General features: G+C 39.3%; 20 protein-coding genes. 12 read left to right on the forward strand and 8 right to left on the reverse strand.

Annotated features, from left to right (window positions below; genetic code table 11):
• Window positions 1-24: 24 nt before the first annotated feature.
• Window positions 25-1,131, forward strand: coding sequence for a YdcF family protein (locus E4T92_RS09025; RefSeq protein ID WP_135094346.1), 1,107 nt, complete (start codon window positions 25-27; stop codon window positions 1,129-1,131).
• Window positions 1,132-1,222: 91 nt separating this feature from the next.
• Window positions 1,223-2,302 (forward strand): porin, encoded by a 1,080-nt coding sequence (locus tag E4T92_RS09030; protein WP_135094347.1) that lies wholly within the window; start codon window positions 1,223-1,225, stop codon window positions 2,300-2,302.
• Window positions 2,303-2,418: 116 nt separating this feature from the next.
• Here the strand turns inward: E4T92_RS09030 and E4T92_RS09035 are convergent, their stop codons facing one another.
• A complete protein-coding gene (locus E4T92_RS09035; RefSeq protein WP_135094348.1) occupies window positions 2,419-3,714 on the reverse strand; it encodes an FAD-binding oxidoreductase in 1,296 nt (431 codons plus the stop codon).
• 134 nt (window positions 3,715-3,848) lie between these two features.
• On the opposite strand from E4T92_RS09035, the gene E4T92_RS09040 reads away from it, so the two are divergent.
• Both E4T92_RS09040 and proS read left to right on the forward strand, forming a co-directional pair.
• Window positions 3,849-4,901 carry an extracellular solute-binding protein gene (locus E4T92_RS09040; RefSeq protein ID WP_135094349.1) on the forward strand — a complete coding sequence of 351 codons (1,053 nt, stop codon included), beginning with the start codon at window positions 3,849-3,851 and terminating at the stop codon, window positions 4,899-4,901.
• Between the two features lie 174 nt (window positions 4,902-5,075).
• Window positions 5,076-6,788 (forward strand): proline--tRNA ligase, encoded by a 1,713-nt coding sequence (proS, locus tag E4T92_RS09045; protein WP_135094350.1) that lies wholly within the window; start codon window positions 5,076-5,078, stop codon window positions 6,786-6,788.
• Window positions 6,789-6,876: 88 nt separating this feature from the next.
• Here proS and E4T92_RS09050 read toward each other — a convergent pair whose 3' ends face one another.
• The 3 genes from E4T92_RS09050 to E4T92_RS09060 all read right to left on the reverse strand — a co-directional run bounded on the left by E4T92_RS09050 (window position 6,877) and on the right by E4T92_RS09060 (window position 13,037).
• A complete protein-coding gene (locus E4T92_RS09050) occupies window positions 6,877-9,651 on the reverse strand; it encodes an insulinase family protein (RefSeq protein WP_135094351.1) in 2,775 nt (924 codons plus the stop codon).
• Between the two features lie 68 nt (window positions 9,652-9,719).
• Complete coding sequence (locus E4T92_RS09055; protein WP_135094352.1) at window positions 9,720-12,083, reverse strand: TonB-dependent receptor; 2,364 nt, start codon at window positions 12,081-12,083, stop codon at window positions 9,720-9,722.
• A gap of 234 nt (window positions 12,084-12,317) precedes the next feature.
• A complete protein-coding gene (locus tag E4T92_RS09060) occupies window positions 12,318-13,037 on the reverse strand; it encodes an MgtC/SapB family protein (RefSeq protein ID WP_077542641.1) in 720 nt (239 codons plus the stop codon).
• A gap of 157 nt (window positions 13,038-13,194) precedes the next feature.
• Between E4T92_RS09060 and rimO the strand changes: the two genes are divergently transcribed.
• From rimO to asd, 3 genes are all read left to right on the forward strand, one after another.
• Window positions 13,195-14,532, forward strand: a complete 1,338-nt coding sequence (gene rimO / locus E4T92_RS09065) for a 30S ribosomal protein S12 methylthiotransferase RimO (RefSeq protein ID WP_135094353.1) — start codon at window positions 13,195-13,197, stop codon at window positions 14,530-14,532.
• Window positions 14,533-14,552: 20 nt separating this feature from the next.
• On the forward strand, window positions 14,553-16,550 hold the full coding sequence (locus tag E4T92_RS09070; RefSeq protein ID WP_135094354.1) for an adhesin: 1,998 nt from the start codon (window positions 14,553-14,555) through the stop codon (window positions 16,548-16,550).
• A gap of 149 nt (window positions 16,551-16,699) precedes the next feature.
• Complete coding sequence (asd, locus tag E4T92_RS09075; RefSeq protein WP_135094355.1) at window positions 16,700-17,815, forward strand: aspartate-semialdehyde dehydrogenase; 1,116 nt, start codon at window positions 16,700-16,702, stop codon at window positions 17,813-17,815.
• Between the two features lie 79 nt (window positions 17,816-17,894).
• Here asd and E4T92_RS09080 read toward each other — a convergent pair whose 3' ends face one another.
• The 3 genes from E4T92_RS09080 to E4T92_RS11340 form a co-directional block, all read right to left on the reverse strand.
• The gene (locus E4T92_RS09080; RefSeq protein ID WP_135094356.1) at window positions 17,895-18,941 is read right to left on the reverse strand and encodes a tetratricopeptide repeat protein; all 1,047 of its coding nucleotides are present in this window, start codon (window positions 18,939-18,941) and stop codon (window positions 17,895-17,897) included.
• 62 nt (window positions 18,942-19,003) lie between these two features.
• Window positions 19,004-19,180, reverse strand: a complete 177-nt coding sequence (locus E4T92_RS11095; RefSeq protein ID WP_167754046.1) for a hypothetical protein — start codon at window positions 19,178-19,180, stop codon at window positions 19,004-19,006.
• A complete protein-coding gene (locus E4T92_RS11340) occupies window positions 19,165-19,515 on the reverse strand; it encodes a tetratricopeptide repeat protein (RefSeq protein WP_135094357.1) in 351 nt (116 codons plus the stop codon). Before E4T92_RS11340 ends, E4T92_RS11095 begins: the two co-directional genes overlap by 16 nt.
• 304 nt (window positions 19,516-19,819) lie before the next feature.
• Between E4T92_RS11340 and E4T92_RS09090 the strand changes: the two genes are divergently transcribed.
• Window positions 19,820-20,767, forward strand: coding sequence for an alpha/beta hydrolase (locus tag E4T92_RS09090; protein WP_135094358.1), 948 nt, complete (start codon window positions 19,820-19,822; stop codon window positions 20,765-20,767).
• A gap of 208 nt (window positions 20,768-20,975) precedes the next feature.
• Window positions 20,976-22,022, forward strand: coding sequence for an extracellular solute-binding protein (locus E4T92_RS09095; RefSeq protein ID WP_135094359.1), 1,047 nt, complete (start codon window positions 20,976-20,978; stop codon window positions 22,020-22,022).
• Window positions 22,023-22,389: 367 nt separating this feature from the next.
• Here the strand turns inward: E4T92_RS09095 and E4T92_RS09100 are convergent, their stop codons facing one another.
• Window positions 22,390-22,758, reverse strand: coding sequence for a helix-turn-helix transcriptional regulator (locus E4T92_RS09100; protein ID WP_135094360.1), 369 nt, complete (start codon window positions 22,756-22,758; stop codon window positions 22,390-22,392).
• 107 nt (window positions 22,759-22,865) lie between these two features.
• Between E4T92_RS09100 and E4T92_RS09105 the strand changes: the two genes are divergently transcribed.
• The 3 genes from E4T92_RS09105 (at window position 22,866) to E4T92_RS09115 (ending at window position 24,552) form a co-directional block, all read left to right on the forward strand.
• Window positions 22,866-23,378 carry a hypothetical protein gene (locus tag E4T92_RS09105; RefSeq protein WP_135094361.1) on the forward strand — a complete coding sequence of 171 codons (513 nt, stop codon included), beginning with the start codon at window positions 22,866-22,868 and terminating at the stop codon, window positions 23,376-23,378.
• A gap of 81 nt (window positions 23,379-23,459) precedes the next feature.
• Entirely contained in the window at window positions 23,460-23,963 is a 504-nt protein-coding gene (locus E4T92_RS09110) for a hypothetical protein (protein ID WP_135094362.1), read from the forward strand.
• Window positions 23,964-24,099: 136 nt separating this feature from the next.
• Entirely contained in the window at window positions 24,100-24,552 is a 453-nt protein-coding gene (locus E4T92_RS09115; protein ID WP_167754048.1) for a hypothetical protein, read from the forward strand.
• Window positions 24,553-24,754: the final 202 nt, after the last annotated feature.

Raw genomic sequence — 24,754 nt, forward strand, 5'->3', positions numbered from 1 at the left:
CTGAATATTGTTAAGGAGTGATCCATGAAAATGTTTAAAACCCGCCAAATTTTAACCGCACTTTTATTGGGAATGGGCGCATTCTCTCTAACTGGATGCGTGCAAAATGCTCAACCGATTTTACCTCTTGGATTGACCTTATCGGACAGTATCAGTGCACCACTAGGTAAAGAAAGCGGGCGTGGGCAACCGATAGAGAATCTTGTAGTAAAATATGCAGAAGATTATGTGAATGATCCTTACTTGAGAGAAGATGTGGTAGCTTTTCGCCGTTGGGAATGGCAGAAACTTTATCATTCTTTAGATCAAAAAGTGAAACAAACTCCCGATTATCTTAATAGTTACCGTGTTCAGGCCGAAGCCTATCTCATTAATAAAGACTACCGCCCCGCGCTTTCCCAATTAGATCAAATTTTGCGCCGTAAACCAGATGATTTACATGCACTTGCCGTCAGTATTTTGGCGGCGAAAACGCTGGAAGATGAGACACAAGTGAAACAACGTTTAAATGCCTTGGAAAAACGTTCGCCACAAGCCTCACAGGCTATGCGTGATTTTTTTCGTTTCACCGAAAGTATTCTACAACAATCGTTTTCCGACCAACCTCAAAGCCAATTATCATTTGATGCCATTGCTGTATTCGGGCAATCCCCCAATCCGGATGGCTCACCCTCAAAAGGCTTATTACAACGTTTAGAAAAAACCAAGGAAATGGCGGAAAAATATCCCAATGCCAAATTGGTGCTAAGTGGTGGGCCGGTTAAAACGCCTTATGCAGAATCCGATGTGATGGCAAAATGGCTTAAAGAAAATGGGGTAAATCCAAACCGTTTTTTACTTGATCCAATTGCCCGTGATACGCCGGGAAATGCAATTGGTATGGTCAAACTATTTAAGCAACATAACTTGCATACTATTCTCGGTATAGGGACTCAACTTCATATCCCAAGAGCCACCGCTGTTCTAAAAGGTTACGCTGATTATGTGGGCTATCCACTCAAGATTGATGGCGTAGGTGGCGGTAATCCACCAAGTGCCGAGAAAAAACATATTGAAGCGCTTTACACCTATGTCAATGTTGCTCGTTCAATAGGATTATTTACTCTCACTGATTTTCAACGTTTCCAATAATCATTAAAAACCTACAATTTTTCGAGTCATCCCTCCCCGTTTAAAAGCAAAACGGGGAAGGGCTTAACATGCTTTTTATAAGGTAAATCTGATGAAAAAACTATGTTTATTTTTACTGGTTTCGAGCATTATTTCTTCTTCTTTTGCCGTCCCGCTCTACCAACAAGAAAATTCCCGTATAGATTTACGCGGTTCACTTCGCTTTCAATTACAACATAAACAAGGTGTTCCCACAGACTTGGTCGATAACAGTTCTCGTATCAGTTTACGGCTTACCCATAAAATTAATGAAAATTTGACCGCACTTGGTAACGTAGAAATGCGTTTTACCGATAAAAGTCTCGGAGATTCAGTTTATACCCGCTATCTTTATGCAGGCTTTCAGCATAAATCATTAGGCACATTGACTTTCGGTAAACAAACCACGAATGGTGATTTACTTAGCACTGCCGATTATAGTTATAACTTAACTGATGTAAAAAAAGTAATTAAACGAGCTGACCAAGTGATTCACCTTACATCGAAGGATTTCTATGGTTTTAAACTGGGAGCTGATTATATTTTTGGTGAAAGTGGGAAACAAACCACCGACAAAAACGGGAAAGTCAAAAACCTACCCAATACCAACGGCTATGTCCTCGCACTATTTTTCAATAAAGCTTTTCAAGATTGGAAAATAGATGTCAAAGCGGGGGTTAGCCGACAGCGAAAATCAGAAACGAATGTTGATCGCAGTTTAGGCTTCGGTATGGCATTCCGCTATCAGGATTTCGCAGTCGGGTTAGATTACGGCAAGCGCCGTTATTATCAACAATACGGATTTGGCTGGCGGGGGCAACAAGTTGAATCAAAAGGCAAACAAAGTAATGCCCAATTCCGTCAAGTGGAAGAATGGTTGATTGCTGCCAAATATCAACTTAATCCGAAAAGTAAAATCTTCGCCAGCTATTTATGGGGTAAAGCCCGGTCACCCATTAAAAATGGAAAAGAAAATTTCACGGTGAGAAAATTAAAAGGGGTGATTTTAGGTGCAGATTACAAATTACATCGTCAGGTTGTCGCTTTTCTTGAAGGGGCGAAATACCGCTATTCGGGAGGTGAATCAGTAAAATGGAATTTTGTTAATAATTCGGACTATGTGGTTAGTTTAGGGCTGAGAATTCATTTTTAAAGAAACGCATAAAGCTGCCGCTTTTAATTGATATGACAGTATCTGTACAGATACTGTCATATTGGCAAACTCATTAAATCAGCACTATTAAAGTGCGGTCAATTTTAAATCTGTTTTTAACGATATTTATCTAAAAACTGATAGTATTTTACCCCAATCTTCGTGGCTAAATTTTTCACCCATTTTCCGCCATAAACAGAAGGCACTTTTAATCCCTCAAAAATTTGCAGGCGTTCATCATTGCCTAAAATCGCTTCCGCAATAATGCGGCCGGCCAATCCCGTTAACGCCACTCCATGGCCTGAATAACCTTGTGCAAAATAAATATGAGGAGAAATTCGCCCAAAATGGGGGGTGGAATTCATCGTCATATCAATGGGGCCTGCCCAACCGTAGTCGATTTTTACATTTTCTAATTGGGGAAAAACGTGCAACATATTTTTCCTCATCACCTCGACCATATCTTTTTCCGAACTGGAATCGCTGCCGAAAAGTAGGCGATTGTCCGCGCTCAAGCGATAATAATCCAGTAACAGATTGTTATCGCATACTGACATACCATTGTTAATCACAGAATCCGCTACGGTTTGGCTTAATGGTTCGGTGGCAATAATAAAACTTTCTACCGGCATAATTTTTCGGTTAATGCCATGGTGAATAGATTTAGGGAGTGCATCAATATAAGCGTTGGTGGCTAAAATAACATCTTGAGAAATGACCGCACTTTGGTCGGTTTTCACTTCAATACAACCGTTTTTTTCGATGAGATCCACCACCGGTGATTGTTCAAAAATCTGCACGCCAAGATCTAAACAGACTTTCGCCAATCCCAAGCAATAATTGAAAGGATGCAAATGACCGGAATTGCTATCATATAAACCGCCCACATAAATATCGCTGCCCAGATGCTGTTTGAGTTTTGCCTTATCCCAAAGCTGCATATTTTGATAGCCAAAATTTTTGTGGCTGGCTTTTTCCATTTCAATCAGATCATCCATGCGGCGATGGTTCAACGCAAGGGTGGCATAGCCTTTTTTCCAGTCGCATTGAATACCATACTTTGCGATACGTTCATCAATAATATCAATGGCCTCTAGCGACATTTCCCAAAGTTGACGGGCTTTATCAAAGCCAACTTGTTTAATATATTCATCAATGCCTTCTTCAAAGCCGTTAATCGCCTGCCCACCACTTCGACCGGATGCCCCAAAGCCCACCCGAGCACCTTCCAGTACCACGACTTTTTTTCCTTTCTCCGCCAATTCTAATGCCGCGGATAACCCAAAAAAGCCCGCACCGATCACACAGACATCGGCGTGTTCAATTTGTGTTAAAGCGGGAAGTTGGAAATCTTGATTGCGTGAATCAAAATAATAGGAAGGAACGTGTTCTTGATGAGCAAAAGTTAGCATAAAACCTCTCGGTGATAAAAATTGGCGAAATCTTACTCTGATAGGGAAATATGTCAAACCCTTTACAAAAAAATGCTATACTGCCCCACGCATGTATACGCTCTTATTTACTTTTACCCTAGGAGGTCAATAAATTGAAAAAATCCCTTACTCAGCAACTCAAAAATCTTTTCCTTTCTGCAACCGCACTTTTTGCGGCCTCTGCTTTTGCCAACAACAAACTTTATGTGTATAACTGGACGGACTATGTGCCGCCCGAACTCGTCGCTCAATTTACCAAAGAAACCGGTGTCGAAGTCATTTATTCCACCTTTGAGAGCAACGAAGAAATGTATGCCAAACTAAAATTAACGGAGAATACCGGCTCCGGCTATGATTTGGTATTCCCGTCAAGCTATTATGTGAATAAGATGATCAAGGAAAATATGTTGCAACCCCTTGATCACAGCAAATTAAGTAATTTAAAACAGATTCCGACACATTTGCTTAATAAAGAATTTGATCCTGAGAATAAATATTCCCTACCTTATGTGTATGGTTTAACCGGAATTGAAGTGAACGCAGATGAGATTGATCCGAAAACCATCACAAGCTGGGCGGATCTTTGGAAACCTGAATTTAAACACAAAGTATTGATGACCAGCGATGCCCGTGAAGTGTTCCACATCGCTTTATTATTGGAAGGAAAATCGCCTAACACCACAAATGAAGAGGAGATAAAAGCTGCCTACGAGCGTTTGCTGAAATTATTGCCTAATGTGGTAACGTTCAACTCCGACTCACCGGAAGTGCCTTATGTACAGGGTGAAGCCACCATTGGGATGATTTGGAACGGTTCGGCTTATCTCGCTCGTAAAGAAAACCCAAGCCTGCAATTTGTGTATCCGCAAGAGGGGGCGATTTTCTGGATGGATAACTATGCCATCCCTAAAATCGCAAAAAATGTGGAAGGGGCGCACAAATTTATCGATTTCCTACTTCGTCCTGAAAATGCCAAAGTGGTAGTGGAACGTATGGGCTTTTCGATGCCGAATGAAGGCGTGAAAGCCTTGCTGAGTCCTGAACTGGTAAATGACCCAACCTTGTTCCCACCTTCAGAAGAAGTGGAAAAAGGTATCATGCAAGGTGATGTGGGTGATGCCGTGGATATTTACGAAAAATATTGGAATAAATTAAAAACCAATTAATTTCTTCTTTCAAAAAAGTGCGGTTAAAAATATTCATAAATCACCAAAGTGATTTATTCACTCCTTGGAGCCGTTGGCAAAGCCAACGTTCAAAAAACGTCGTTTTTTGTGACCGCACTTTTTGTTATACTCCCACCAATTTTTTCTTCATTTAACGAATTTAAGGTTAATTCAATGCGTACAAGTCAATATTTATTTTCGACATTAAAAGAAACCCCGGCGGAAGCCGCCATTGTCAGCCATCAACTGATGCTACGCGCGGGAATGATTCGTCCTCTCGCAGCCGGACTTTATAACTGGATGCCAACAGGTTGGCGCGTATTGCGTAAAGTGGAAAAGGTGATTCGCGAAGAAATGGATAAAAGCGGTGCGCTTGAAATTAAAATGCCGGTGGTACAACCGGCAGAACTTTGGCAAGAATCCGGTCGTTGGGAACAATATGGACCTGAGTTATTGCGTTTTACCGACCGTGGTGAACGTGGTTTTGTGATTGGTCCAACAAACGAAGAAGCCATTACGGATTTAATGCGTCGTGAAATCACCTCTTACCGCCAGCTGCCAATAAATCTTTACCACATTCAAACCAAATTCCGTGATGAAGTCCGCCCACGTTTTGGTGTGATGCGTAGCCGTGAATTTATCATGAAAGATGCTTATTCTTTCCACACCGATAAAGAAAGTTTGCAACAAACTTATGATGTGATGTATCAAACCTATAGTAATATTTTCACTCGGTTAGGGTTGGATTTCCGTGCAGTGCAAGCAGATACGGGATCCATTGGCGGCAGCGCTTCCCATGAATTCCAAGTGTTGGCAAATAGTGGGGAAGACGATGTGATTTTCTCGACCGAATCCGACTATGCCGCCAATATTGAATTAGCGGAAGCAGTGGCGATAGGCGAACGTGTTGCCCCAACAAAAGCGATGGAATTGATTGATACGCCAAATGCTAAAACCATTGCAGAATTGGTCACACAATTTAATCAGCCTATTGAAAAAACCGTGAAAACGTTGATCGTCAAAGGGGCAAGCGAGGAGCAACCACTGGTGGCATTAATCATTCGTGGTGATCACGAGTTGAATGAGATTAAAGCGGAAAAATTAGCGGAAGTGGCATCACCTTTTGAATTTGCCGATGAAGCAGAAATTAAAGCCAAAATTGGGGCAGGCGTAGGATCATTAGGGCCGGTCAATCTTAATATTCCTGTGATTATCGATCGTTCGGTAGCCCTGATGTCAGATTTTAGCGCTGGCGCAAATATTGATGGCAAACACTATTTTAATATTAACTGGGAGCGTGATGTTGCCTTGCCGAAAATCGCGGATATTCGTAATGTGGTGGAAGGCGATCCGAGTCCGGATGGCAAGGGAACGCTACTGATTAAACGTGGTATTGAAGTTGGACATATTTTCCAACTGGGCAAAAAATATTCCGAAGCCATGAATGCCACCGTGCAAGGCGAAGACGGTCGCCCAATGGTGGTAACGATGGGTTGCTATGGTATTGGGGTAACTCGTGTGGTGGCTGCAGCGATTGAACAACACCATGACGAGCGGGGCATTATTTGGCCGACCGATGAAATTGCGCCTTTCACTGTGGCAATTGTGCCGATGAATATGCACAAATCTGAAAGTGTCCAACAATATGCAGAGGAACTTTACCGCACCTTACAAGCACAAGGCGTGGATGTGATTTTTGATGATCGCAAAGAACGTCCCGGCGTGATGTTTGCGGATATGGAGCTTATCGGTGTTCCACATATGATCGTGATCGGTGAGAAAAATTTAGCAAACGGTGAAATTGAATATAAAAATCGCCGTACCGGTGAGAAAGAAATGATTGCAAAAGATCAATTATTTGATTTTCTGAAAGCAAAATTAGCTTAATTTACATAAGTGATCAGCCCCTCAAAATAGCGATATTTTAAGGGGCTGATTGTTTTATGGCTAACCTAATGGTCTAAAGTGCGGTCAATTATTGGCGTAAAATTGCCTCAAAACGAGCAGGTTTAGCCAATACTTTTTTAGCAAGTGCCTCAATCTTAGGTTTACTTGCAAGTTGCTCTAAATGTTGATAGAGATAAATTGATTGCGGATCGCCTTGTTGCCAATAGCTCTCTTCAATTAAACTTGCCACCGAGACCAATGAGTCAAACTGACGTTTAATTTGTTGCAACTGTTCAGCCTGTTTTTTGCGCAGCAAGGTTTCATCAATGCCTTGTTCAATGATCTCATCTAAAATTTGATGGGTTAATTTAATCAGTTCATCTGCTCTCTCCGGCGCACAACTAAATTCAATTTTTCCTTCAATTTGCGGCATATAGGATTCTTGACTAAACCAACTATTCACGGAATAAATACCCGATGCTTTTTCCCTCAAAACAAGACGTAGTTTTTCTTGCACGATATCGCCAAGAATGTCTAAGGCGTATTTTTGTTCTGCTTGCCATTGGTTTTCTGCAGTAAGATAAATTTCCACATCCGCTCGTGGTTCACTTAATCCTCTCATTGAGAATGTTTTGTTCGGTGTATGGATAGGGGTAGGTTGATAAACCCGAGATTGTGTTTTCACTTCAACCGTTGCCAAATATTGTTTTGCTAATTTTTCAACATCATCTCGTGAAATATCACCAATAATGAAATAAGTGAAATCCGTTTTATCTAAGATCTTCTCTTGATAAATTTGGCTTAATTGTGCCGTAGTAAAACCCAATAATTCCGCTTGATTTTGAGTATATGCGGTGGCGATATTCGGTTGGCGTAAACGGGAAACCGCCTGCATAAATTTGGTTTCCACATCAATTTGTTTGAAATAATCTTGCGTTTCCCGGCGATATTTTTGTAGTGCGCTGTCTGAAATCGGCGCGGATTGGAGTTTTAAACGAAACAGCGTGAGTAAATTCTCCAAATCCTGTGATTTTGCTACGCCGGTGAAACCTTGCTTATCATCATCAATCACCGTTGCCAACACAAGGGGATTTTGCCCAAAAAGATGATTAATATCCGAAGAGGCAAGTTCACCTGCACCGGTATCATCGACCAAAATAGTCGCTGTGCGTAATAGATGATAATCTTGATTTGGCACGGTGCGTAATCCACCACTTGTTACCGCTCTAAAATGCACTTGATTAGGTGTTTTATCGCTGTAATGGTAAATCAATTTTGCCCCGTTACTCAGGCGATATTCATCAATATTGCCTTTATCCCAATGTTTTTCCAACACCAATGAGCCGTCTTCAGAGGAAAAGTGCGGTCGTTTTGCTTGGTGTTTTTCCTTTTGCCAAGGAGTTTGGGTTTGACGCATGATTTGTTCCCAACGCTGTTCAATATCTGTGGCATTGAATGGGAGTTTTTGTTCCGGTAGAGGTTGGGTTACCAATAATAATTTGGCTTTTAATGCTAACGTCTTATTAAAGGTTTCATTGATATCGCTGAGCTTGATTTCATTTAAAAAACGGCGGTTTAGTTTGTAGCGATCTTTGGCATTTAACGTGATTTGATGATTTGCCGCAACAGCAATCAGCTCGTCGGCAATTTTTAAACTGCCGCTACGAATCTCTTTTTGTTTTTCATTGAGGCGGTGAAACCTTGTAATTTCCGCATTGAGTTCTTCCTGAGTAAAGCCGTGTTGCCTAATTTCAGCTATAAAGGTAAAAAGTGCGGTAATATTTTTTAAATAATGCGTATTGAATAATTGCAATGAAAAAACCGTTTGTAGGGTTTCTTTACCAAGATGAGAACGGTAAAAATTGGCTGAGTCCAACCAGTCGCCTTGATGTTCTTCCCATTTTTGCAAACGTAAATTGACCAAACGGGTCACAATTTGCTGAATGAGATCTTGTTTGTAGTCCGTAACAGTTTCCTGCTGTTTATCCTCCTCAAAAAAACTGAGTTCCAATGCCGGAATGTTTGTGCCTTGTTCGGCAACACTTGCTACCCTCCAATGCTGAATCAGTGGGATAGAAAAGTCGATTTTATCAAGTGGTGTTTGTAAGCGTGGATCGGATTGTGCTAAGGCGTTGTTCAGCAAGGTTTTGACTTGATTCGGGTCAATATCCCCCACTACGATCACCGACATATTATCCGGTCGATACCATTTATGATAAAAATCCGCCACTCGATCACGGGAAATATGGCGAATAATCTTCATATCGCCAATGGGATCACGTAATACATAGCGTGATCCCACCATTTCTATAGCACTTTTTTTATCGCCGAGACGTAACATTGGACTTAATCTTCGACGCCATTCTTCTTCGACCACACCACGTTCACCGTCAAGGTCTTTCGGCAAAATAGTGAGATGATTCATCCATTGATTGATGACATCAAAGGCAAGAGAGAGCTTTTGCGGGCTGTTATCGTCCAGATTTAGGGTATAAACGGTATTTTCAAAATCGGTAAAGGCATTGATATCACGGGCAAACTTCATGCCTAACTTTTCCAATGCAGTAATGATAGTATTTTCGGGATATTTTTTCGAACCGTTAAACGCCATATGCTCCACTAAATGGGCGATACCTTTTTGATCGTCATCCTCGTGCATTGAACCAGCATTCACCACTAAACGAAGATACACCCGATTTTTAGGCTCGCTGTTGTGCAAAATATAATATTGCAGTCCATTAGCCAACTTACCCTGTTTAATATCGGGATCAAAAGGTAATGTGTCGGGATCGACGTTGCTTTGGCAGGCGATAAGCAAGCCAAAGGTGCAAAAGAGTAAACAAAGTGCGGTTAGTTTTTTCATCATTTTTGCTTAAATAAAAAAGAAAAGCTACGCTAATTCGTATTAACGTAGCAGAAATTAATATTAACTTAGAATTTGTAGCCTATTTCCAACCAAAATTCACGACCGGGCGTATAAATGCCGTATTCATCCTGACTTGAAATCGGTTTAATAATTTTAGATTTGCGGGTTTGATTTAATACGTTGAGGATCTCCATCTGTAAATAAACGCTGTGATTGCCGACTATGGTCGGTTGCCAACGAATACTGGAATCCCATTGAGTATGACGACCGTAATGATAAGAACGATAACGGGAAATATCGTCATCAAAGTTACCGTCTAATTCTTCATAACTACGAATTGGTGCTTTCATATAGACTTTATTTGACCAAGTGATGTGATAATCGGGAATTGCTATATCCATACCCAATCGGGCAATCCAATCTTCCGTAGAGCTATTAACTTTATTTAGCATATTGCGGCGGGTCATTAATTTACCATCAAGATAAACAGTCTCATTCGGATCAAGCTCTCGACCAATATCGGCACGTTTTGTGTTCAGCCAATCAAAGCCTAACGAACCTGTCCAGTAGGTTTTTCCCCATTTCCAAGGTTCAATGTTATTGACTTGGAATGTATAAACATCCACGCTGAAATCACTGCCGTTATGATAGGAATTTACTCGGTTGGCGTCGCGTTTTAATAGAATCCGATTTTTATTCTGGCGGTGAATGTAATTCAATTTAAATGCTAAATTGCCGAATTCTTGCTCTATTCCCAAACTGACTTCATCGGCATAAGGCGTTTTTAGTGAATTGAATGCTTGATATTCACGGCTGGTATCACGATTGATTTTTAAAATTTCATTGGTCAGTTTTAATGACGCGAAAGAGCGGCCGTAATAACGGTTCAATCCTAATGTTAAACCGGTTTCTTCCCAAGGTTTATAGCTAGCCACAAAACGTGGGGCGATATTATTGTTTTGTAAATAATCATCCCTTTCGATACGTACTCCGGGGCGAAATTCCAATTTTTTCCAAGAGATTAAATCTTCCGCATAAAAGAAGAAATTTTGATAACGGGTTTTAGCACGACCGCTATAAGTGATACTGGTGCTTTCCGATGGATAAAACGGAGATTGAACAATCAGTTTTTGGCGAACATCTTGAGGTCGGTGGAATTTATAATGTGTCGCCTGATAAATCCCACCAAGGGAAATAGAGTGGCGACTTGTGCCTAAATCAAAAGGATCAACGGCAAATTCCGTTGAGAAATGAAGATTATCTTGTGTCAGAGAACTGTTACCATAACCGCCTTTTTCATAATCGTAAAGCTGCTCATCATTTTCATCAAAAACAGAAATTGTTTCTACATTGGCAGAAGAGGATTTTCGTTTATCGTTGAAACGATCATAAGCAAGGGTATTTGTCCAAACGCCAGAATCAAATGAATGCACCCATGCCAATGTCGTGCCGAAGGCTTGGTGATAGTCGCTAACATCGCTATCAATATTGGTCGTGTAATATTTTTGTTCTTTATAATTGGAATAACGGAATCCTAGTTCAAAACGATCTTTTTCACTTGCCGCTAAGTTGAAATTCAGCAATAAATTATCGGAATCACGCAAATGATTTTGTTTATTTAATTTAGCTTCGGTGTCGTAGCCGATAAGGCGATTTTGTTGGATACGGGAATGGCGTTTGCTATAACCTAACACCATACCTAAATTATCCGTTAAACCTTTTTCCAAAACGATGTTGAACGTCTGCTTGCGATATTTAGGCTGAAATGCGGCGACACCATCGGCTTCAGGTCTGATTTTATCCAATAAATTTTGTGCCGAATTATCGGCATTCATTTTTGCCCAACCGGAATTAGTTGTGCGATACTTGAGTGAAACACTATCGTTACCGCTATATTGTTTCGTTTTGGCGACCACTGCTCCCCCCATAAAGCCACCTAGACTGGCAGAAATATTGCTGTCATGTACTTCAACTTTGGAAAGCATAGAGGCATCAAAAAAATAAGCCTGTGTATGGCTAATTCCCGGCAAGACTTGCATTGCACCGTCAAAGATTTCACTATCCACCGTTAAATCATTGTTTACATTGACATTGTCCACAAAATAAGCAGTTTGGTTTGCATCCGCACCATTAATTGAGATATTTTGCGGCTTAATTTCCCCACGCTGAAAACCGTCTTGATCGCTGTCTTCATAACGAATATGCGGGTTAGAACGCAAATAATCGGTAATGTTATTATTGCTTGTAGGCGTTTTTTCTATCTCGGCGGAAGTGAGCGTTTGAGTGGAGGAAAGTGATTTATTATGTTCTCCATATACCACAATTTCCGGTAGCATATTGGATTGATTGTCAGTGATTTTTTCTTCTGAAAATGTATTGGTAGCATACAAGGTCGCACAGATAAAAAGTGCGATTCTATTTTTATACATGGTATTCCTTAAAGTGAAATAAAATTGATAATGATTATCATATTATTTTGAATGGCAATGTAAAGAAAATATTGACTAACGAGAGAACGTTTGATTTTTTATTGTGCTTGAAGAAAGAAAGGGATAAAGGAATGAACAATATCTGATCATAAAACAATCAAAAGTAAAGGGTGGCATGGCAATGAAGTGATAATCTACTTTAAGATAACAAAAAGGGGGAATTACCCCCTAATCTTAATTTTCAAACAACTCCACGCTCAACACCCCTTCTTCCGTTTTTAATAGGGTGTAAATATCTTTAATCATCGTGCTATCAATCGCAAAACATCGAATTTGTACACGAACTTCGTTATTAACCAAATCTTTGACCGAAAGATTTTCAATACGGTAATCGTTTTGAATTAACAAGTTAGTAATCACAGCAAGAGAAGCCGATGAGCTGAGATGAATGATAATTTTAGTTTTCTTTTTACGACCTTTACGCCTTACTAAACGTTGCACCATCGGACTGAAACGCACCGAAACCAAAATCATCACTGTTGCAATCAGCGCATCAAAAATAAAGCCTGCACCGGTTGCAATACCAATACCGGCGGCAGCCCAAATAATTGCAGCCGTTGTTAAGCCGGAAATGGCATCATTCTTTTTATGCAAAATAACGCCAGCGCCAAGAAAACCAATCCCGCTAATCACCTGTGCAGCAAGACGCATTGGGTCGGTACGAATATTTTCTGACACTTGCGCATAATGTTCCGCTGCTTGAATGGAAACCATGGTTAATACGCAAGTCGTAATCGCTATAATCGAACAGGTCTTGATGCCGACAGGTTTGTGTTTTAACTCACGTTCCAGACCAATAATGCTCCCCAAAAGCAAGGCTAAAAACATTTTTCCGAGAATAATCAAATGATGAGAACTTAAAAGTGCGGTCAAAATAAGCGGTGAATTTTCCATAATGCCATTATTCTTAATAAAATTGGGTAAAAATTCTAACGGGTTGAAAAATAAAATACAGCTAATTTTACAATTTTTTTACCTTTAATTGATCGCCTTTCGTATTGAAATTGAGTAGAATTAGGTGCTTTAATATGGCTAAAGTCGAGATAAATTTATGCAAAATCCAACCGGAAATATTGGCTTCATAAGTCTGGGTTGCCCCAAAAACTTGGTTGACTCCGAGCGAATTTTAACGGAGCTGCGAACAGACGGGTACAATATTGTGCCAAGTTACGAAAATGTTGATTTGGTCATTGTCAATACTTGCGGTTTTATTGATAGTGCCGTGCAAGAGTCCTTGGAAGCTATTGGCGAAGCACTGGAAGAAAATGGTCGTGTGATTGTAACCGGTTGCTTAGGCGCAAAAGAAGATCGTATTCGTGAAGTGCATCCTAAAGTGTTGGAAGTAACGGGCCCTCATAGTTACGAAGCCGTGATGGCACAAGTACACAAATATGTACCTAAGCCTTCTCATAACCCTTACACGAGCCTTGTCCCAAAGCAAGGGGTGAAACTCACACCAAAACATTATGCTTACTTGAAAATTTCTGAGGGTTGTGATCATCGTTGCACTTTTTGCATTATCCCTTCCATGCGTGGTGATTTGGAAAGTCGTTCCATCACTCAAGTATTGGATGAAGCCAAACGTTTAGCCGAAGCCGGCGTGAAAGAGTTACTCGTTGTATCGCAAGATACCTCTGCTTATTCTATGGATTTAAAACGCCAAGAAGGCGGAGTAAAAACATCATTTTGGAACGGAATGCCGATCAAAAATGATTTGATGACGCTCTGTAAGCAATTGGGAAAACTCGGTATTTGGGTGCGTTTGCATTATGTTTATCCATATCCCCACGTGGATGATTTAATCCCACTGATGGCAGAGGGCATATTACTACCTTATTTAGATATACCCTTACAGCATGCTAGCCCAAAAATTCTCAAAGCAATGAAAAGACCGGGCAGTATTGACCGCACTTTAGAACGCATAAAAAAATGGCGTGAAATTTGTCCTGATTTAACCTTGCGTTCCACCTTTATTGTCGGTTTTCCGGGTGAAACCGAAGAAGATTTCCAATTACTACTTGATTTCTTAAAAGAAGCTCAACTTGACCGTGTAGGTTGCTTTAAGTTTAGCCCGGTAGAATGTGCACCGGCAACGGAGATGGCAGATCAAATACCGGAAGAAATCAAAGAAGAACGCTACCATCGTTTTATGCAACTACAACAAGAAATTTCAGCCGAGCGATTAAAACAAAAAATGGGTAAAACCTTGGACGTGTTAGTCGATGAAATTGATGAAGAAGGAATTGTGGGACGTTCAAAAGCGGATGCACCGGAAATTGATGGCTTAGTTTATGTCGATAACCCAAACGGCATCAATGTGAAAGTCGGTGATGTCATTAAAGTCACTATTACCCAATCAGATGAATACGATCTGTGGGGAATCTGTTAAAAATTGAGAAGGAGGGTAAAGTGTCTGAAGTGAAGAAACCGAGTGTGCTGCGTTTTGAAAAAGAGGTTGCAGCTAAAAACTATGAAGCGGCTTGTGTCGAATTACTTGATATTCTGGGTAAAATTGACTCAAATTTTGGCGATATTCAAGATATTGAAATTGATTTTCCGCAGCAACTTGAGAGCCTAACCAAAGAAAAAAATATCTACTTTTGCACTCGAATGGTAGTTGCCATCACTCAATTATTTAGCGATCCTCAATTAGATATTTCCCCTTCCGGAGCACAGCGTTTCTTTGTTTTACAACGTTGGCTAAATATGATTTTTGCTTCATCTCCTTTTGTGAATGCAGACCATATTTTACAAACCTATAATCGTAATCCTACACCTCAAGATCCATTAAATATTCACTTAGATACATCAGAATTAGTTAAATTCTGTATTCTCTATTTACCTGAATCAAATGTTCATCTTAATTTGGATGCATTATGGAATCTTGATCCTGAGCTTTGTGCCTCACTGTGTTTTGCATTACAGTCACCTCGTTTTATTGGTACAGAACAATCGTTTGGTAAACGTGCAACCCTCTTGCAATGGTTCCCTGAAAAATTAGCGCAAATTGAAAATCTAAATAACCTACCTAGCGGTATTTCGCACGATGTCTATATGCATTGTAGTTATGACGTAGCCGCCAATAAACATAATGTTAAGCACGCATTAAATCAAGTTATCCGCCGTCATCTTATCGCTTCAGGTTGGACAGACCGAGATGTAACAAAATTAGGTGAGTGTAACGGCAAACCGGTAATGATTGTTCTCTTAGAACATTTCCACTCCGCCCATTCAATTTATCGAACCCACTCGACCTCTATGCAAGCGGCACGTGAGCGTTTCCATCTAATTGGAATCGGTGGCAGTGCCGTAGATGATGCCGGTCGTGCCGTCTTTGATGAATTTCACTTAATTGAAGGCAATTCCATTATCGGAAAACTCACGTTTTTAAAAACTATTTGTGAAGAAAATGGCGCATCGGTATTTTATATGCCAAGTATCGGAATGGATCTCACCACTATTTTTGCCAGCAACACCCGCCTTGCGCCTATTCAAGTCATTGCATTAGGTCACCCTGCGACTACCCATTCAGATTTTATTGAATATGTGATTGTTGAAGATGACTATGTGGGATCAGAAGAATGTTTCAGCGAAACGTTGTTACGTTTACCAAAAGATGCGCTTCCTTATGTGCCATCAGCCCTCGCACCACAGAATGTGGAATACCGCTTACGCACTCAGCCGGAAGTCGTGAATATCGGAATCGCCTCCACAACAATGAAATTAAATCCTTATTTCTTGGAGGCATTAAAAGCCATTCGTGATCGTGCTAAAGTGAAAGTCCACTTCCACTTTGCATTAGGGCAATCTAGCGGTATCACTCATCCTTATGTTGAGCGTTTTATTAAATCTTATTTAGGTGACGATGCCACTGCTCACGCTCACTCGCCTTACCATCAGTATCTTCAGGTTTTGTATCACTGCGATATGATGGTAAACCCATTCCCATTTGGGAATACAAACGGCATTATTGATATGGTGACCCTTGGTTTGGTGGGAATTTGTAAAACTGGGCCTGAAGTGCATGAACATATTGATGAAGGCTTATTTAAACGTTTAGGTTTACCTGAATGGCTCATTGCCAATACCGTCGATGAATATGTAGAAAGAGCGATTCGTTTAGCAGAAAACCATGAAGAACGTCTGGCTTTACGCCGTCATATTATTGAAAATAACGGTTTGCAAACCCTCTTTACCGGCGATCCAAGCCCAATGGGTAAAATCTTACTGGAAAAACTTAACGAGTGGAAAGCAGAACATTTGAGCGAAAAGCCAAAGCAAAATGCTACAGTAAAAAAATCGGCAGACAAAAAAGCTGAAACCTCTAAAACCGGCGTGAAAAAAAGTGCGGTCAAATCTAAGGCTAAATCTACGGCGAAAAAAACCACGAGAAAAACTGAAAAATAGCTAAAAATCCCCGAAAGGGGATTTTTTATTGATAACAATTAATCCGATCATAAATTTATTGCTCTCCATCATAAAAACACTTGATTTTGACCGCACTATCTTGTAATTAATAAACCCATTCAAACACAACATTAACAAAGGAAAAAACTATGAAAAACGTTGGTTTTATCGGATGGCGCGGAATGGTCGGTTCCGTATTAATGGATCGCATGGTGCAAGAAAATGATTTTGCAAACATCAATCCTGTTTTCTTTACTACTTCACAAGCAGGGCAAAAAGCCCCGGTATTCGCCGACAAAGAGGCTGGCGAGCTCAAAAATGCCTTTGATATTGATGAACTCAAAAAATTAGACATTATCGTCACCTGTCAGGGGGGCGATTACACCAACGAAGTCTATCCAAAATTAAAAGCAACAGGCTGGAATGGCTACTGGGTGGATGCAGCTTCTGCATTGCGTATGGAAAAAGATGCCATTATCGTGCTTGATCCGGTCAATCAAAATGTGATTGATGAAGGCTTAAAAAACGGCATTAAAACTTTCGTAGGCGGAAACTGTACAGTGAGCCTTATGCTGATGGCAATCGGTGGGTTATTTGAACGTGATTTAGTGGAATGGATCTCGGTGGCAACCTACCAAGCCGCATCAGGTGCCGGTGCAAAAAATATGCGTGAATTGCTTTCCCAAATGGGCTTATTGCGTGATGCGGTGAAAGAGGAATTAGCCAACCCGGCATCTTCTATTTTAGACATTGAACGTAAAGTTACTGCAGAAATGCGTTCTGCCGATTTCCCAACTGAAAACTTTGGGGCGGCATTGGGCGGTAGCCTTATCCCTTGGATCGACAAACTGTTACCGGAAACCGGACAGACTAAAGAAGAATGGAAAGGCTATGCCGAAACTAACAAAATTCTTGGCTTAAGTGACAACCCAATTCCGGTTGATGGCTTATGTGTACGTATTGGTGCATTACGTTGCCACAGCCAAGCCTTCACCATCAAATTGAAAAAAGATTTACCATTAGCGGAAATTGAGCAAATCATTGCCTCACACAATGAATGGGTGAAAGTGATTCCAAACGACAAAGAAACAACCTTAAAAGAATTAACGCCGGCGAAAGTAACAGGCACATTAAGTGTACCGGTCGGACGTTTACGCAAACTTGCCATGGGTGGCGAATACCTCTCTGCCTTCACCGTAGGCGACCAACTCCTATGGGGTGCTGCTGAGCCGGTTCGCCGTATTTTGAAACAGTTGGTGATGTGATGTAATGTAATCTTCCCTCACGAATGTAAAAACGGTCAGTTGTTTACCCGAAAACAGCCGACCGTTTATTATTTTTTCGTTATTTATTCATTTGTTTTTCATTAATTTCACGGTATTTATCACAACCTTTCTGACTACCAAAATCGCAGGCAGAACCAAAATAGTCTTTGGCTTTTGTCTGATCTTCCGTTTTCTCACCTAATTTTAACCAAAATTCAGGATCACGATTGCTGTTCATTTCTGCCTTTAAAATTGCCACCCGTTCTTGATATTCTTTCGGAATATCCATAGTCAGAATCTCGACTTTTAATTCATCAAGAGATAATTCTTCTAGAATATTCTTCACTGTTTTGTTTTGTACAAGTGAATTTCTCTCTGCTAATAACTGTTGAGCTTTGGCTTCGTTTTTCTCCGTACTAATCCCTAACAAATAGAAAATTGCCAATTGTTTATAAGTATCTTCAAATAAAAGATTGGTATTTTTCGTAGCCGGTATGGATAAATCAACAGCTGCCACATTTAACGCTTTCGCCCGTTGATAAGTTTGTAACGACCAATCAAAGGCTTTCTCCCAGTTTTGTTTTACCCCTATTCCTTCTCGATACATTCCGGATAATAAGGACATTGCATGAAAATAACCTGCCTTGGCTGATTTTTCTACCAACATTGCTGCGGTGAGTTCATCATTTTCCAAATAAGAAATTGCCAAATCATAATCAGCCTTCGCATCACCTAAGGCTGAGGCTTTTTCTAACAAGGCTTTTTTATCAGATTTGTTTTCCTCGAGATCCGCCAATCCCACATAAGCACGAGCCATTTTCTGCTCTGCGGCTTTTTCATACCATTTTTTTGCTAATGTATTATTCTCACTTTCCTTATAAAACTCAGCCAATCCGTATTGAGCGACAGCATAGCCTTTTTCTGCCAGCACTCTCAATCTCTCGGGGGCGATTTCTTTTTCTTCGGAATCAGATAATTTAAATATGCCACCATAATAATCACGTTGAATTTGGTTTTCCAACTGACGAACCTCAGCTTGCTCAGGATAATACTGAGTAAAATAAACTGTGCCACCAATACCCACAGTGAGTATGCCGGCTAACCATAAAACTTGCTTTGTTTTCATTTTGACTTTTTTCCTTCTCTCTTATCTATTTCATCAAATTTAAAAATATTGTTTTTCATCGACTACCTATCTTCTTTCTCACTCAATAAATACCAAAAAAACGTACCAATAATGCCCACAGGTAAACACACATAAGTGATATATACGCCAACATAGGGTAGAAAAACGATACATCCCCCTAAAATTAAAAATGCCCAAAAGGCAGCCATACCAAAAAATGATGCTAATTTTTTACGCATACTATTTCCCCCTCATTCAAAATACGATAAATATCACAGCCATCTTGGTTGCCATTTTCACAGCTTTTACCTGCCCAGTATTTTGCTTGGTGGTCATCTTGTCTTACGCCCCGTCCCTTGGCATACATCAACCCCAAATTAAATTGAGCGGCTGCATGCCCTTGCTCTGCTAAAGGCTTAAAAAGATTAAAGGCAGTTGTATAACTTTGATTCTCATAAGCCGTTACAGCTTGATTAAATTGGCTTTTACTATCCGCAAAAGCCACCGGGCTAAGCGTGGCGGTGGAAAAAGCAAAAAGTGCGGTGAAAAATAGGGTGGTTTTGTTGAATTTCATTGGGTTTTCCTCTTTGGTTAAATCGTTAAATTGGTTAAAAAATGATTATAAGTTGTTTTTTTTTTGCGCAATATTTTATACTTTGGCTTGCTTTAATTGATTGAAACTTGAACGTTATTAGAATGAAATCTGAGGGAAAGAGAATGCCGAATTTGGAATAATAAATGCTATAATGCCGACTCCCCCAAATCCTTAAAGTGCGGTCGGTTTTGGCTGATTTTTCTGAATAATGGCATGACATCAAAATATGACAAAAGCCCATTAATTGCGTTATTTTTATCCAAAAGCCGTTGGAATCATGATTATGATAAGAGAACCCCGTTTTTGCCAATTTGCCTTAGTGGAATTGTTGCCTTTTTTTGAAAGTGTGCCTACCCAATATGTTGTTGGGAAAGGCAATATTCGTATTGCCTATCGCCATTTTGTTCACGAGGGAAGTGCGGTCAAAAAATTGATGGTTTTGGTGAACGGGCGGGCGGAGAATATGATGAAATGGTCGGAGCTTGCCTATGATTTTTATCATCAAGGCTATGATGTATTGCTGTTTGACCACCGTGGTCAGGGCTATTCCGAGCGGCTTTTACAAAATCCGGAAAAAGGGCATTTAGATGAATTTCGTTTTTATGTGGCGGATATGCAAAAAGTGGTTGAAAAAACGACCGCGCTTTTTGACTATCAAACCCAACATCTTATTTCCCATTCTCTTGGTTCATTGATTGCTGCTTATTATTTGGCAAATTGCGATCATCACATTCACAAAGCGGTGCTTTCTTCCCCTTTCTTTGGCGTGCCGTTAAAACAGCCGATTCGTGATGAGCTGATAATTGCCACCATGAATTTACTGGGGCAGGGGACGCGTTATGTTTTCGGCAAAGGGGCTTATAAACCGGCGCATCTTGAACAAAATGAGCTGAGTTTTTGCAAAACCCGTATGAAATGGATGAACCGAATCAACCGAAAATATCCCGATCTTCACCTTGGCGGCCCGACCTTCCGCTGGGTACATTTATGCCTGAGTGCAATCAAACGCTTGCCTGCCATTCTTCCTCGCATTGAAATACCGGTGCTGATTTTGCAATCGGAAAAAGAAAAAATCGTGGATAACAAAACCTTGGAAAAACTGACCGCACTTTTCCCTCACGCTCATTGCGAGCTCATTCATCAAGCAAAACACGAGATTTTATTTGAACGGGACGAACGCCGAACACAGGCAATGGAAAAAATTGCCCAATTTTTGCAAAAATCATCGTAGTTTTATGGGATTTTTGGGGCTTCAAACTCATTAGACCTCTATTCATTTCCCCTTCCAAGGCGGTTTAAATGTTATAAAAATGTTGCAAATCCGCCTTGTTACCCTACAATGACGGAGCCTCAAATACTAAGGTTCTTCCCTCTTTGAGTGTGGCGATCTTACTTGAAAGATCTGGTTTTATTTTCTGTATTAAGGAGAATAAAAAATTATGAAAAAATTGACCGCACTTTTCACTTCAAGTGTATTTTTATTTAGCACCCACAATATCGCAATGGCGAATGACAATACGGTTTATCTCTATACTTGGAGCGAATATGTGCCGGAAGGTTTACTGGACAACTTCACCAAGGAAACCGGGATTAAAGTGATTGTTTCCAGTTTGGAATCAAATGAGACCATGTACGCTAAACTGAAAACTCAGGGTGAAAACGGTGGCTATGATGTGATTGCCCCCACCAGCTATTTTGTCTCCAAAATGATTCGGGAAGATATGCTAAAGGCATTAGATCACGAAAAACTGCCCGTTATCAAAGAATTAGATCCGAATATGCTGGATAAACCTTTTGATAAAGGCAACAAATATTCCTTACCTCAATTATTTGGGGCGACCGGCATTGCTTATAACACGGATACGCAAAATGCCGCCCAATTTCAATCTTGGGGCGATCTGTGGAAACCTGAATTTAAGGGGCGTTTGCAAATGTTGGATGATCCAAGAGAATTGTTCAATATCGCCCTGTTAAAAATGAACAAAGACCCGAATACGCAAGATCCAAAAGTCTTGGAAGAGGCTTATCAAGAATTGCTTAAATTACGTGGCAATATTTTGGCATTTAATTCGGATAACCCATCCAGCAGCTTTATTTCAGGTGAAACCGAAGTCGGTTTATTATGGAATGGCTCCGTTCGCATTGCCAAAAACGAAGGGGCAAAAATTGATATGCAGTATCCAAAAGAAGGCACAATGCTTTGGATTGATAATTTGGCCATTCCGAAAACCGCTAAAAATGTGGAAGGCGCACACAAGCTGATTAATTATCTATTGAGTGCGGATGTGGCAGAAAAACTGACTTTACAAATCGGCTATCCCACTTCTAATCTCAAGGCATTAAAACGTTTGCCAAAAGAATTAACGGATGATCGTGCAACCTTTATTGCTCAAGACGTGATCGATAGAAGCCAATGGCAACTTGATGTGGATGATGCCATTGAGCTGTATGATAGCTATTATCAAAAATTAAAAGCCGCTCAATAATATTGACGACAGAAAAATAAACCGCACAAAAGTGCGGTTTATTTTTTGTTATTATATTACGTTGAACAAATTGATTGTAGTTTATTCCGTAGAGGCAAAAAGCCACAACAAATTTAGTTTTTAAATATCGCTAAAATTAAATGCTAATATCATTAACTGTCCAATATTAAATAACCTAACACTACGTATGTCCGGTATAAATTAAAGCAACTTCAAGAGGTTAGTAAACAGACGTACGCAATACGTCTCTACATTTCCTTGAAATTTATATTTTATTCATTTCGTATTTTTACCGTTTTTTAATCACAACTTTAAAAGTTTATAATTTCCGCTTATCTCTTGCCTTAATCTCTGTACTGAATATTTTTTACAACACCGTCTCCAAGAAAATCAACAACCCTCTTTGTTTATCTAAGCTCAAATTATTTAAATGATGGTTCAATCGGCTTTTAACATCATTTTCGTTGATAGGAATGAATATCCTCTTACCATTTTCAATTTGATCGGACAAGCAATCAATGAAAAACCAACCAATCGGCGTATTAAGTGTAGTGGCGATTTCAACAAGATGAGAGACATTAATTTTATTTTCCCCACGTTCATAACGAGAAAGCTGCTGTTGAGCAATACCGATTTGTTCTGATAATTCTGCGGCACTTAATCCAACTTCTTTACGTTTCTGCTGAATTCTTTTCCCAATCAATCTATCTGTTTCCGTTACTGAAAGTTTCGACATTCTATAGCCCTAAATTATCTTTTATTGCTATTTTGTAACTGTTTTACTCTCTTAAAAATATCTGTTATAGTACATTTATATACATTTACCTATTTAAAGAGCTAGAAATGCAACATCCATTTACATTGATTCATTGGTTCGGACCATTTAGTCTGGAGGAAATTTTAGAAAGTCCCGAATGGAAATATAAAACAGGGCTTTACCTAGGAACAGGAAAGCAAAAAGGAAGCCGTAATAATAGTGAGATTCTCTATTGCGGTATCTCAGAGAACTCTTATAGCGCACGATTTAGAAATCACCATAAGTTACCTTTGATTACTCGTGAGCAAGAAATTTGGTTAGGACAAGTCATTTCAACCCCCTATCCTTCAAACAATGGAGCATATAAAGCATATTTAAAAGAACCCGAGAGATTGCTCACCTATTTTATGCAACCGGAATTGAATGATAAAAATACCATTTTAGTACCAAGAGCAGGAACGGTGCTTAGTTGCTGGTTCAAACAAAGTGGGCAACCAAGAAAAAATAGATCATCAACTACCAGAAATTTACCGGATCTCATTTCTTGGGACGGATATAAATGGCGGTATGGCGATTTAACTATTAAAGATAATGAATAAATAGGAGGAAAATATGGCTAAATCAACATCAAAAGAAATAGAGCGGCTTTTAAAATAGGGGCAATTTCAGAAAAAGAATTTATGAGATTACGCCAAGAAGCTATTGACGGAAAAACAGGTAAAGCCAAAAAGAAAGATGATATGAGCCTATGCGATGCGATCAAAGGCATTATTATTATCGCAATATGTGTTGGGGGTTATCTGGCTTGTAAAAGCGATGATATTCATAACAAAATATCAGATCAAACTAAGCCTGTTCAAACATTGACAAATAAACGATGTGAACAAATTTTTAAAGATGAAGGATATTACTATGCAGTAAGAACAACCTGTGCAGCACTAGAAAATGGAGATGAATTCTATAATCAAAGTAAATTTGTAGATCCCCTGCTCTTTTCACAATATTCTAGAAAGAATAATTGTCCATTGACTGATGATGAAGCTTTTAAAATCAAAAATAATACACAAATGGTAATTAATCAAAAAATTCAAGAATCCAGAAATGAAACAGGAAATTTTGATACCTTTTGTGAAGAACAAAAATCTTATTTTGGAAAAGTTGTAAAAAAGTATGATATTAAATAACATCAAATTTATTTATATAGTCTTCGGGCTTATCCTCATTATAGGATTAATTGGAGTTATTAGAGGAAAAACCAAACAGATTATTGTGTTTCTTAACTATATAGATCTATTTATAAATTTTATTCCTGCGATCATAATGATAATTCCTGTAACCTTAGGATTCTTATCTGCCGATAAAGCAACAAATTTTTCTAATTTCTTTGAAATGTTTAAGCTATATAAAGGCTATGAGTTTCTGATTTGGAGCTATACAATAACATTACCAATCAGTCTTTTGATTAGTATTTTGGCAAATAGAACTTTTTGGAACACGCTACAAAGCTGGATTGCTAAAGGTTTAATATCGTTAGTATTTACGATACTTTTACCTTTTAGTTTTAGCTTAAATTTATTAACAATTACGCTTTTCTTTTTTGGCGGTTTCATCTTTTTTGGCATAAGAAATAAACATAAATATGAAAGAAAAGAAACATTTAATAAAAAAATGTGGAATACTTTTTTAATTAATATATTCCTTACATTCTTTGTTACTAGGTGGTTTTTTCACAAAATTTTACCTAACTTATGCAGAAATTCAGCTTTATGGTAGATGAAGAAATTGGCTGAAATTTTCAAATCTTGATTAATTTCAAGCTTTTATTTGCCCCTACAATAAACTTTCATTTGGGCTTAAGTATTCTGAAAAATTTTCCCAATTACCACTTTCATAAAGTGATTACTTTAATTAATACTAATTTATTTGATTAATCAAATATTTTCAATTCTTCAGCTATTTCCTTACTTAAGAGCTA

This window comes from Pasteurella sp. WM03 (genome assembly GCF_004570945.1).
In the GTDB taxonomy this organism is placed as follows: domain Bacteria; phylum Pseudomonadota; class Gammaproteobacteria; order Enterobacterales; family Pasteurellaceae; genus Rodentibacter.